This is a genomic window from Trichocoleus sp. FACHB-40 (assembly GCF_014695915.1).
Taxonomy (GTDB): domain Bacteria; phylum Cyanobacteriota; class Cyanobacteriia; order Cyanobacteriales; family FACHB-T130; genus Funiculus; species Funiculus sociatus.
This window is the reverse complement of sequence record NZ_JACJPF010000035.1, coordinates 1-12,906: the sequence shown is the minus strand read 5'-3', so window position 1 is coordinate 12,906 and position 12,906 is coordinate 1. Positions and strand designations below refer to the sequence as shown.

Below are 12,906 nucleotides of genomic sequence, written 5' to 3'. Positions count from 1 at the left end.
ATGGGCTTAAGCGAAACCCAACAAATATAGCACTCCTAAATGATTTGTGAATGGGAGATACCCGACTTCTTTAAGAAGTCGGGTATCTGAACGGTTGGTATCTCATAACTCTGGATTGGATTGCTATACTTTTAGGCGTTGGGCAACCCGCACCTCAACCCTACGTCAGCAGGTCTGTAATAAGTTGTACAGCTAATTTACTTTCTAAAGGTTTAGAAAATATATATCCTTGACCAAAATCACAGTTTAGCGCTTTCAGTTTAGCTAACTGTTCAGGAGTTTCTATTCCTTCGGCAACCACATCCATACCCATCGTATGAGCCATACTCATAATCGCTGGAATCAACCCCATATCTTCTTGACTTTTATCCAGGCGATTGACAAAAGACTTGTCTATTTTTAGGGTGTTTATGGGAAACAAATGCAAGTAGCTCAGGGAAGAATAGCCCGTGCCAAAGTCATCGATACTTAACTGAATTTTCCTCCTTTTGAGTTCGTGGATAATCGCCTTTGCGGATTCGCTATTATCCATAATTGCACTTTCTGTAATTTCAAGTTTTAAGCTAAAAGGATTAAGTTTAGTTTCCTCCAATATTTCGTCAATTTGCTCAATTAAGTTAGGTTGGGAAAACTGGCGTACCGAAAGGTTTACGCTGATAGTTAAGGGTTCTTGAGTGAGTTTTTGTTCTTGCCAGATGCGTAGCTGCTGGCAAGCTTCCCGCAACACCCAAGCACCGATAGGGGTAATTAAACCTGTTTCTTCTGCAACAGGAATAAACTCGGCTGGAGAAACTAACCCTCGTTGGGGATGATGCCAGCGCACTAGCGCTTCAAACCCAATAATTTTGCTTCTGGAAAGGGCTACAATGGGCTGATAATAAACTACAAATTCTTGCTGATTTATCGCTTTTCGTAGGTCGGTTTCTATTTGTAAAAGTTGGATTGCTCCTTGGTGCATGGCTGGATCAAAGACGTGATAGCGAGCTTTCCCTAATGCTTTGGCACGATACATGGCTGTATCTGCATCCCGCAGCAGATATTCTGGCTTTTCGTAGTCACTATTGCCTAGAGCAATGCCAATACTGGCGCTAATGAATACTTCATGTCTGGAGAGTTGAAAAGAGTGGGAAAGTTCTTTAAGAATTCGGTCAGCAAGCAGTGAAGCAATGTTGATATCTTTGAGTTCTTCTAGGAGAATAGCAAACTCGTCGCCGCCTAAGTGTGCTAGAGTATCAACCATGCTCAAGAAAGATTCGAGACGACGAGCGAGGCTAGTGAGCAGTTCGTCTCCTACGAGATGACCGAGAGAATCGTTGACAATTTTGAAGCGATCGCAATCGAGAAACAGCACCGCAAACTGATAATCTGGTTGTTGTTTACTACGACTGAGCGCCTGTTCTAGACGCTCCATGAACAAAGCCCGGTTGGGCAAGCCAGTCAGAGGATCGTGCAAAGCCATATGCAGCAATTGATTCTGCACTCGCTTGCGTTCAATAATTTCCTGCTTGAGGTCTTGATTTGCTACCTCTAGCTGACAGGTGCGTTCTTTAACCCTCATTTCAAGTTCTGCATTCAATTGGAGAATTTTTACTTGTGCCGCCCTTAAAGCCAATTGATTCTCGACGCGAATTAAAACTTCTTCTATCTGAAACGGCTTAGTAATGTAATCTACTCCACCAACAGAAAAAGCTTTTACCTTATCAATTGTTTCATCAAGTGCGCTCAAAAAAATTACTGGAATCACGCGAGTAATCTCGTCAGATTTCAGTTTTTCACAGACCTCATAGCCACTCATTACAGGCATATTGATGTCGAGCAAAATTATATCCGGAAGTTTAGCCAACGCTGCCTTTAACGCTGTTTGTCCATTAGTCACACTGCGAACTTTATATCCCTGTGCGCTCAACAACTCAGACAAAAGGCGCAAATTATTTGGTGTATCGTCAACCAGTAAAATGTTACCTTTATTTGTAAATTCTTGATGGCTATTCATTCTATTATTTATTAAATTCTTCAATTAAATTAGTAATTTGTTCAAACTGAAAGTTATCAACCAAATTGGAAAGAGCGCTTGACAAAGGAGTATTTGTAGCAGATATTTGCTCGGTAAGGCTTAAAATTAACTCCGCATCTGCCTCAATTGCTGCCTGATATAAAGCTTCGACCCACTCGGTAGGCATCTCTTGGAAAGATGAAGTATGAAGAATAAAGCATGAATCTGCTGTTGTGCCTTCTGGGTTCTGCTGGTGAACCGTTTCTAATGATTCATAGATGTAACGCACCCCTAAATGTTGAGCCATTTTTTCAAAAATTACGGCATCCCGGAAAGGCTTGCGGATGAAGTCATTGCAACCTGCTGACAAAATCAGGTTTCGCTGTTCTTCAAAGGCGCTTGCGGTTAAGGCAATAATCACCGTTGCATGGCCCTTCACATGACCTTTAATCCGTTTGATGGCTTCATACCCATCCATTACAGGCATCCGCATATCCATCCAGATCAGGTGTGGTTCCCAACTCTCCCATAAAGTAATGGCATCTTGACCATTTTCCGCTTCGCGGACATCAAAGCCAATCGATGTGAGAAGTTTGACTAGCAGAATGCGATTTTCCAGACGATCTTCAACGACCAAGATGCGATATTCCGGTTGGTCAGGCGCTAAAGCAATTACTTTAGGTTGTAGCTGTTTTGTCTGAATTTCAGTAGCATCAGCAAGGCTGATGTGAATATCAAATGCAAATACTGTTCCTTTACCTATAGAACTGCTGACGGTGATATCTCCGCCCATAAGTTGCACAAATTTGCGGCTAATAGGTAAACCTAATCCAGTTCCTTGCTGAGATTTCCGACCAGCTTCTGTTTGCCCAAAAGCTTCAAATAACTTGTTTATTTCTTCTGGGGCAATGCCGAGTCCAGTGTCTTCGACTTCAAAGCGGATTGTCTGTTGTTTATCCCTTGTTGGCGTTTGAATGTTGTCAGGTTGGAAGGTTGCCAAGTTAGAACTTGACAATTCACTGACAACTGACACCCGCAGCACTACGCTACCTTGTTCAGTAAACTTGATGGCATTTCCCAGGAGGTTTATCAAGACTTGCCGCAATTTACTCTCGTCAGACCGCACGTATTGGGGAATGTTTGAGGCGTAGTTTATTTCCAGTTTTAAGCCTTTAGATTTGACTTTTAACCGGAACATTTCTTCCAGATTTTCTAGCAGGTTAACTAAGTCAAAGCTACTTTCATTAAAAGTAATTCTGCCTGCCTCGATTTTGGACATTTCTAGAATGTCGTTGATTAATTCTAGTAGATGTTCCCCACTGCGATTAATAATTCCTATATATTCCTGTTGTTCGCCGGATAGGGATGAGTCGCGGGTCATTATTTGAGTAAATCCCAGGATGGCGTTTAGTGGCGTTCTCAGTTCGTGGCTCATAGAGGCGAGGAATTCGCTCTTGGCGCGATTAGCTGCATCGGCAGCATAGGCAGCCTGTTGCAGTGCAGCTTCTGCTTGCTTGCGTTGTGTGATGTTTAGCCCAGTTCCCCGGAAACCGATAATATTACCGTTATTGTCCAAAAGTGGAATGCCATTGACTTCCTCCCAAATAATTTCCTTTGTGGGGGTAATGTTACGATGTTCTAGTTTAAAGGTGCTTTTTGTCCTAGAAGCATCGCGCAATATTTGTTCAACTTTTTTGATATCTTCGTGTGCAACGAAATCAATCAGCTTATGCCCGATTAATTGTGAGGGTGGATATCCTTTAACGGATTTCACCCGGTCAGTGATGAAGGTGTAGATACCTTCAGAATCTATTTCCCAGAGGTATTCTCCAACTGCTTCTGACACATCGCGAAAACGCTGTTCGCTTTGCCGCAGCTTCTCTTCAGCTTGCTTGCGCTCGATGATTTCAGTTTTGGCTTGTTCAAAGAGGGTGGATTGCTGGATAGCGATCGCTAGTTGCACGGATAATTGTCTGAGAGATTCTATCTCTGAAGAATGCCACGCCCTAGAACCCCTACAGTGATGGGCAATTAGCAGTCCCCATAACTTATTTCCTTGCAAAATGGGAACTACCAGGTTAGCTCTAACCTGAAGCTGACTGAGGAAACTAATGTGGCACTGTTTTAAACCAGCTGCGTGAATATCCTCGATTGCGAGAATGCGACCTTGCTGGTAGGGGGCGACATAGCTTTCCCCAAAGCAGGGATCGTTAATATCGCTGCCCATTATAGCCATCCAATCTTCTCCCACTGACTCGACAGCGACAACGCCGCTCCAGCCTGGGTTAAAGCGGTAGATAATTGTCCGGTCGGTGGACAAAAACTGTCGCACTTCTTCGACTGCTGTTTTTAGGACTTCTTCCAGGTTAAGTGACTCGCGAATTCGCTCTTGCATAGCTATTACCAGGCGTTCCCGCGAGATTTGTTGCTGTAAGGCAATTTCTGCTTGTTTGCGATCGCTAATATCCCGGACTATGAACAGCACTTCCTCTTCTCCACTGGTTACAACCCGGACTTCTTCGTATTGCAGTTTGCCTTCGATCAAAACTTGCTGTTCATAAATTTGGGGTTTCCCTGTATCCAGAGCTAGTTGCATATGTTGTACATAACGACGAGCAACTTCTGGGGGCAAATCTTTGAAGTTCATATGCTGGCAAAGGGTCGCGTCTTCTGATTGCCACAGATTTTTCACTTCGCTGTTACAAATGAAGTCTAGGTAAATGGCATCGTTACTCATCCGAAACATCAAATCGGGAATAGCCCAAAGGATAGCGCGATTTTTGGCTTCGCTTTGGCGCAGTGCCACTTCTGCAAGTTGGCGTTCCCGGATTTGTTGCTGTAGCTGTTGATTTTGGCAGTCAAGGTAGGTGCGTTGTTGTTTTTCTTGTTCTAGGAGGGAAGCTTGAGCGATCGCAATCCCCAGTTGTGCCGCAACTGATTCTAGGAGGGATATATCCCCAAGTGTCCAAACGCGAAAGCGATCGCACTGATGCAACCCAATCGCGCCGTTAGGTTCTCCCTGGTAAGAAGTCCGGACTACAAGCATTGACTTCAAACCACTCTGGCGGCAAAATGGCTCAGCAGCTTGTAACAGAGGGTCAGCATAAACATCCGGCGAAGAGATGGCGGCATCTTGTGCTAACATCCGCTCGGCGTGGGGGTTGCCGAGTATGGGAATATTCTCATACAGCATTGATGGAACCCCGGTCGCTACAAACTCAGCTACTATGGGGATTCTCGGTTCCGGATCGGCGACGTAGGTATGAATTAGACAGCGATCGACTGTCAATAGATGAGAAATTTGATTGGCGGCGGTGGCAAAGATTTGAGAAGGATCTAAACTAGAGCGGATTTCCTCAGTGATTTGCTTGAGCATTAGAGTCCGGCTAAATTGTTTAGTCAGAGCTTCTATTGCTGTACGCTCTTGGGTAATGTCAGACTGAATTCCCACATAGTGAGTCAAGCGTCCGGTTGCGTCTCGCACTGGGGAAACGGAAAATTCATTCCAAAAAAGCGTGCCATCCTTGTGATAATTACGCAGAACCACGCGACATTCTCTTTCTTGGCGGATTGCCGCCCGCAGTTCCTCAAGAGCAGGTTGCTTTTTGTCAGTTCCTTGTAAAAATCGGCAGTTTTTGCCAATTGTTTCTGCTGCCGAATAACCTGTTATAGACTCAAAGGCTGGATTAACGAAAATAACTGGACAGTCGGGAAGTTGGGCATCGCTAAGGACAATGCCGTTGCTGGAGGCTGCGATCGCTCGTTCTAGCAGCCGTAAACGTTCTTCTGTTTGTTTGCGTTCTGTAATGTCTACCCAATAACCAACGCACTCAATGGGGTTGCCAGCTTTGTCTTTGACTAACTTCATCTGGTCGTATAGCCAGCGATAAGTTCCGTCTTTGTGCAAGAAGCGGTACTCGTGGGTGTGATATCCCTTTTCTAATAGGCGTGGTAATTCGGGAAAGACCCATTTCGCATCTTCTGGGTGGATATTTCTAGCCCAGAAATTTGAATCTTCTATAAATTCTCGCGCTTGGTAGCCAACAACAGCGCTGACGTTCTCGCTGATAAAAGTAGCTGCATAATCTCCTGATATTTTTGAGCTATAAATGACCGCTGGGCTAGAGGTGAGCAGATGTTGCAGGCGTTCGGTTGCCAGAGTGAGCGCTCTTTCGGCGTGGATGCGATCGCTAATGTCTTTATTCGTCCCGGTCATCCGCAGGGGTACGCCTGATTCATCGCGCTCAAAAACCTTGCCTGAACCCCGAATCCACTTCCACTCACCGGATGAACAGAGCATCCGAAACTCAGCATTATAAACAGGAGTGGCACCTTCCAGATAAGCTTTTAGAGCTTCCATAAGCTTTGGCAGATCCTCTGGATGCAGCAGCCGCTCCCAAGACTGGTAATTGTTTTCGATTTCTTCTACTTCATACCCCAACATTTTCTTCCACTGGGGGTCGAAATAGGTTTCTCCTGTGGCAATATTCCAATCCCACAAACCCAAGCCGCTGCCTTGTAAGGCTAGATGCAAACGTTCTTCGCTTTTGCACAAAGCAGCTTGGGCTTTTTTGCGTGCAATCAGCCAACCTAACTGAGCCGCAACAGCACTAACTAGCTCAAATAAATGCCGATCTTCTGTACTTTTAGTACGTTTAAAGAAGACTAAGACAGCCAAAACTTGGTTATTGGCGAGGATTGGTACACCAAAACCAGCTTTTAATCCAACTTGGGTGGCGATTTGCGATCTAGGGAAGGCTGTCGGTTCAGCTTGGGAGACATCTTCTAACCATTCTGGGGAACCAGATGACCAAACTCGCCCTGGTAAGCCTGCATTAGGTGCAAATATGAGTGTTTCGCTATAGCGGCGGAATTCTTCTAGGGAGTTATCGCATTCGTACCAACCCAGACTATGTTCCAAAACCGTACCATCATTAGCAGGAATCCAAGCTTCGGCAAAATCCCAGCCGATTGTCGTACAAATTAACCGCAGAATCACTGCTAAAGCACTGTCAACGTCAACAGAGTGATTAATAGCTTGGGTTGTTTCCAGCAAAAGACGAATTTCAACTTCTGCCTGCTTTCTCTGCGTGATGTCAGTAGCTGTGCCGAGAATTTGCCTCGCCTTGCCATCATCAGTTTTGCTAAACAAGGTATCCCGGCTCTCCAAAGTCCGCCATTCTCCGTTCCGGTGCCTCATCCGGTACTCAAACTCAAAAATTTCACCGTCAGAGGCGTTCTCGAATTGTTGGCAATATTCAGGGAGCCGTGCGAAATCGTCAGGGTGCATCAGATTTTGGGGAATTGCTGCTCCCATTTGTTGAATCTCTTCTGGCGTATAGCCCAGAATCGCAGCAATTTGCCGATTCGTATAGACATTGCGCTGCTTGCTAAGGTCGTGGAGATATAAAATATTGGGGCTAGACTCGGCAATTTGTTGAATAAAACGCTGGCTTTCTCGCAGCGTCTCTTCTCGTTGTTTGCGCTGTGTGATGTCCCGTGCTACCCAGACGACTGAGTTTGACGACATAGGCGAAATACTGACAGCAAACCAAACTTCTTGCTCTCTAATGTTTAAGCTGTATTCAACGTTGAGTGTCTGCTGACTTTCCAAGGCTTTGCAAATATAGCTAAGAAAGGTATCAGCTTGCTCTTTTTCAAAAACTTCGTGGAGTGTTTTGCCAAATAATTCCGAGGCTGATTTGTATAAATTTGATGGATTTGTAGGTGCGATTTTGAGATAACGCCCCTGTGCATCAATAACTAGAACTACATCGGGTAAGGCAGCCAACAAAGCGCGTAGCTCAGCTTCTGAGGCTTTTAGGCCCTGTTGAGCAGCTTTGCGCTCTGTAATGTCTTTACTAACAGCGAGGATACACGCTTGTCCATTCAGGTCGATGATTTCTGCTGATATCAGCATTGTCTTCACCTTGCCTGTCTTGGTGCGAAAATCACATTCCCAGTTGCGGATTGCTTTTGTTTGCTGCAACTGATGTTTTAATTTGAGGCAGTCTTGTGGTTTTACCCACAAATTTAGTTCCTTTAAGGTGGAACCAATTGCCTCGTCGGGAGAATAACCAGAAATGCGACAGAAGCTATCATTCACTTCCATGTAGCATCCATCTGCCAACGTTAAGATAGCGATCGCATCCGGAGATGAACGAAAGGCGCGGGTAAATTTTTCTTCTGCCTCCCGACGCACTCGCATTTCTTCTGGTAGCCGTGCATTTTGCTCTCGCAGTTGCTTAGATAGTCTCCGGATGCTCAATTGATTCTCAACCCGCGCTAAAACCTCCTCCGGCTCAAATAATTTGGTAATGTAGTCCACACCCCCAACTGAAAAAGCTTTTACTTTATCCACTACATCACTCAAAACACTGATAAAAATTACCGGAATATCGCGAGTTTTTTCATCAGCTTTTAGCTTAGAACAAACTTCATAACCATCCATTCCCGGCATTCTGATATCAAGCAAAATCAGGTCAGGCGGAAACCACCGAGCTGTCGTGAGAGCCATTTGCCCGTTAGTTACGCATCGCACTTCATAGCCATAATCGTTTAGGATATTTGATAACAATCGCAAATTTGCTGGGTTGTCATCAACAATTAAAATGTTGCCCTTTACTGTATTTAATTCTGTATTGTTCATAACTTTATCTCCGATAGTTTTACTAAAGTTAAGTTATAAATCTTGAATAAATAACTCAAATTCCAATAAATTCCCCCTGTAAGGACATGGCAATACCATGTCCCTACTCGTTCACTTAAATAGGATTGCTATAACAGTTAAAATCATGCTGATAGTTCGTTAAGTCCATAATTTTGTCGAACTGAAAATCATTGACCAATTTCGCCAAACCCTTAGCCAAATTTGTATGGTCGGCTGAAATTTGTTCAATAATACTAATAGCTAAGTTAGGATTTGCCAAGGCAGCCGCATGGTGTAACTGGGCTACCCAAGTGTCGGGTAAAGCAGCTAAGTCGGCTGGGGTTAGTGGATTATTGAGGTAATCCGACTCGAAGAAAGTAGATTGAGTTGGGTTCTCGTCGTAGACATATAACACCCCAAGATGTTTGTTAATTATTTCAAAGATATCTGCCTCACAGAACGGTTTGCCTAAAAAGTCATCGCAACCAGCCGCTAGAAGTACAGCTTGTTCTCCTTTCAAAACGGAGGCACTTAAGGCGATGATGGCGGTGGGATTAGGGACTATTGATTGGGGGTTGGCAATTGGAGACAAGGAGGACAACGCTTTTTCTCCTCCCATCTGCGCCTCTGCGCCTCGGCCCATCTCCTTTTCCTTAGTTCTGATCAATTTGGTAGCTTCAATGCCGTCCATAACTGGCATCCGCATATCCATCCAGATTAAGTGAGGTTGCCAATTTTCCCAGATTGCGATCGCTTCCAGACCGTTACAGGCTTCCTTCAGGTCAAAGCCAAGGGGAGAAAGCAGCAGGAGAAGCAGTTGGCGATTGTCCGCTTTCTCATCGACAATCAGGATACGATAGCGGGGTTGATTTGGCTTCAGGGCAATAACTCGCCGAGTCGGTTGTTGAGGTGCGATATCAGTAGATGCGATCGCGCTTATTTTAAGGGCAAACTGGAAAACGCTGCCTCGTCCTACCTCACTACTGACAGTAATCTGTCCGCCCATCAGTTGCACAAATTGGCAACTGATTGCCAAGCCTAAGCCTGTCCCCTCTTGTGATTCTTCTTGACCTGTTTTAGCTTGCACAAAGGCTTCAAAGATGATGTCTAACTCATCTGGGGGAATGCCAATACCCGTATCTGAAATTTCAAAAGCAATCGTCAGTTGTCCGTTGTCCGTTGGTGTTTGAAGGTTTGAAGTGAATGTAGTTTCAACCCAACTTGACAATTCGGTGACAACTGACACTCGTAACGACACGGTTCCCTGTTTGGTAAACTTCACCGCATTGTTGAGTAAATTAATCAACACTTGACGCAACTTGACTTCATCCGTTCGCACATATTGAGGAACGTCAAGAGAACGGTTACAAAGCAACTGCAATCCCTTCTCCTCAGCCTTCAAACGGAACATATCTTCCAAGTCATCAAGCAGACTATAAAAGTCAAAATTATGTTCATTAATAATGGTGCGCCCTGCCTCGATTTTAGACATATCCAGCACGTCGTTAATCAGAGTTAGCAAGTGTTCCCCGCTGCGGCTAATAATGCTGATATTTTCCTTGTGTTCCCCAGGTAGAGTTGGGCTGCGGGTCATTAAATGGGAATAGCCAAGAATCACGTTGAGAGGCGATCGCAATTCGTGGCTCATATTTGCAAGAAAGGTGCTTTTAGATTGGTTGGCGACTTCAGCTGCTTCTTTAGCTTGTTGAAGTTTCAAAGTCCGCGACGCGATTTGTTCCTCTAAAGATGCGTTTAATTGTTCTAATTCAAAAATAATTTTTTCTAAAAATTTATTTTTTTCTTCTAATTCTTTATCCTGAACATAACTCCGAATCGCTTCCGTAACTGTCAAACACAAGTCGGTTTCGTCCCAAGGTTTCGCAATATAACGATAAAGATTAGCGAAATTAACCGCATTACCCACAGCCGTTACACTCGCCTGTCCTGTTAAAAGAATTTTCAATGTTTTTGGATACTGAGCATGAATTTTGATTAAAAGTTCATCTCCTTTCATCCCTGGCATAATTTGGTCGGATATAATTAGAAGAATTTCCCTCTCTTCTTCTAGTAATTCGGCAAAAATTTCTAAGGCTTCTTCACCACTTTCAGCCAATTCAATATCATAATCGCTTCCGAAGTGATGCGTTAACCGATCTCTGAGACTAATCAGCACAACCCTTTCATCATCCACGCAGATAATCGTGCCTTTACTCATCAGTTCCCTCCAATCCCGATTCAAGGACTTCGATTAATGTTGCTTTATCCCAAGGTTTGCTTAAGTAGCGATACAGGTTCGCGTACTTTCGAGTTCGTTCAATCGCCGTTTCATCAGCTTGTCCCGTCAACAGTACAGTGACAATGTTCGGGAATTGTTGATGGACTTTAATCAGCAACTCATCGCCTTTCATATTGGGCATTAGCCAATCGGAGACAACAATGAGAATTTTTACACCTTCTTCATTTAACTCATCAATTACTTCTAAAGCTTCATCTGCACTTTCGGCAAATTCATAACTATAGCGATTACCAAAATGATTTATTATTTGATCGCGCAAGCTTCTTAAGATAAGTTTTTCATCATCTACACATAAAATCGCTTTTTTAGGCATACCTCAGCTCCGGTTTATTGAATTTTTATAGTTGCCAGAATTAGTTGTAAATAGATGGTGTTAGCGTTCGCTACAGATTGCGATCGCGCTTTTTCATCAACTATGCTTTCCCTGCTAAAAACGCGGTAATGTCTATCTAATCGGTAACAAAACGCTAAACGTAGTTCGTCCAGGCTGGCTGCTTACATCAATTTTTCCCTGATGTTTGTCTACAATCTTACGAACAATATCTAACCCTAATCCGCTGCCTTCTCCGGCGGGCTTAGTAGTGAAGAATGGGTCAAATATTCTCTCTTTGATTTCTGGAGGAATCCCAGAACCAGAATCAGTAAGTTGCACCACTAATTGACGATTTTCCTCAAAAACACTTATTTCTAATCTACCCCGATTACTCATTGCTTGGATAGCATTATGCAGCAAATTTGTCCACACTTGATTTAGTTCTTCGGCATAACAAAGAATGGGTGGAACTTGCTGATACTTTTTTATCACTTCAATACCTTGTTTTAACATATTTTGATAGATAGTCAGAACTACATCGATTCCCTCCGTCACCTGAGTCATAGTCATTTGACTGGAGTTGTCTTGACGGGCATAACTTTTCAAAGCAAAGACTATCTTTGAGGCTCGTTATACAGCCAGTATAATATTATCACTGTTATTTTGTTGCATAGATAAGTTATAGACAGCTTCTAAAATTAAGCTGTGATTTGGGTATTGTAACAGCGGCAAAAAGGGGGTAATGTCCTGGGTAATACCTATTTTGACTAAGGTAGCAGCAATAGTATCGGCATCCTCAACGCCCTGAGTTTCCAATTCTTTCTTAAGGGCGCGTTTAAGCAGTCGTTCCTCTCTAAATGAAAGGATTGGTTGGTTTTGTCGGGTGGCTTCTAATAATGCAAAAAAATAAGTTTGCTGTTCGAGGGAAAGTTGCTGGAATAGATGAGGTAATTGTCGAATTGAGTTATCTAAAGCAGTAGAGATATTGCCAATTGATGCCCGAATTGCTCCCAGTGGCGTATTTATTTCGTGAGCTATGCCAGCAATAAGTTGTCCGAGAGCAGCCATTTTTTCTGATTGAATCAGCTCTTGTTGGGTAAGTTTTAGTTCTTGCAGAGTGTTAGCTAATTGCTCATTTTTTTGATGCAAGGCTTCTTCAGCGGCTTTGCGATCGCTTATATCTCGCGCTAAGCTGTTGTGCATTTAAATTGTGATAAAAGCATTACCTTTGTTTTTGAGCTTTCGTCCCCACTTAATAACCAGCTCTCCTTCATTTAAAAGCCGATGTAATAAATACTCTAGCTCCTCAACTGATTTGAATAGTCGATTAGCCACATATTCTTTTGTAGAATGCCATACCAATTCAATTAAGTTATAATCCGGGCTATATTCCGGAAGAAATTCTAAATGAAGATTCGGCATCTCTGCTTCAATCTTCTTGATATACTCTTCTTTCTTGTGAAAACTTGCATTATCAAGAATGATAACTATCTTCGCTCCTTTATCGGCAAAGTCTTTGGCTTGATTACCAACTTCTACCCATTCGTAAATTAGCTCTTGATAAAAGTTTTTAAGGACTTTGTAAAAGTTATCTGCATTGCCTTTATCCAAAAAGTCTACGAATCTTTTCTTGTCTGAGTACCTCAGTCCTCCCA

The 12,906-nt window shown here is 43.4% G+C and carries 7 protein-coding genes; all 7 read right to left on the bottom strand.

Annotated features, from left to right (window positions below; genetic code table 11):
- Positions 1–160 precede the first annotated feature (160 nt).
- Complete coding sequence (locus H6F63_RS03905; protein ID WP_190635055.1) at positions 161–1,993, bottom strand: GGDEF domain-containing response regulator; 1,833 nt, start codon at positions 1,991–1,993, stop codon at positions 161–163.
- A gap of 4 nt (positions 1,994–1,997) precedes the next feature.
- Complete coding sequence (locus H6F63_RS03900; protein ID WP_190635053.1) at positions 1,998–8,642, bottom strand: PAS domain S-box protein; 6,645 nt, start codon at positions 8,640–8,642, stop codon at positions 1,998–2,000.
- 115 nt (positions 8,643–8,757) lie between these two features.
- Complete coding sequence (locus tag H6F63_RS03895; protein ID WP_190635051.1) at positions 8,758–10,857, bottom strand: response regulator; 2,100 nt, start codon at positions 10,855–10,857, stop codon at positions 8,758–8,760.
- Positions 10,850–11,251 (bottom strand): response regulator, encoded by a 402-nt coding sequence (locus H6F63_RS03890; RefSeq protein ID WP_190438455.1) that lies wholly within the window; start codon positions 11,249–11,251, stop codon positions 10,850–10,852. Before H6F63_RS03890 ends, H6F63_RS03895 begins: the two co-directional genes overlap by 8 nt.
- Before the next feature lie 132 nt (positions 11,252–11,383).
- Positions 11,384–11,821 carry an ATP-binding protein gene (locus H6F63_RS29250; RefSeq protein WP_199297664.1) on the bottom strand — a complete coding sequence of 146 codons (438 nt, stop codon included), beginning with the start codon at positions 11,819–11,821 and terminating at the stop codon, positions 11,384–11,386.
- A gap of 60 nt (positions 11,822–11,881) precedes the next feature.
- A complete protein-coding gene (locus tag H6F63_RS29245) occupies positions 11,882–12,454 on the bottom strand; it encodes a histidine kinase dimerization/phospho-acceptor domain-containing protein (protein WP_199297662.1) in 573 nt (190 codons plus the stop codon).
- Positions 12,455–12,906: transposase (locus H6F63_RS03880; RefSeq protein WP_190635049.1), on the bottom strand; the 452-nt coding region annotated here is incomplete at its 5' end.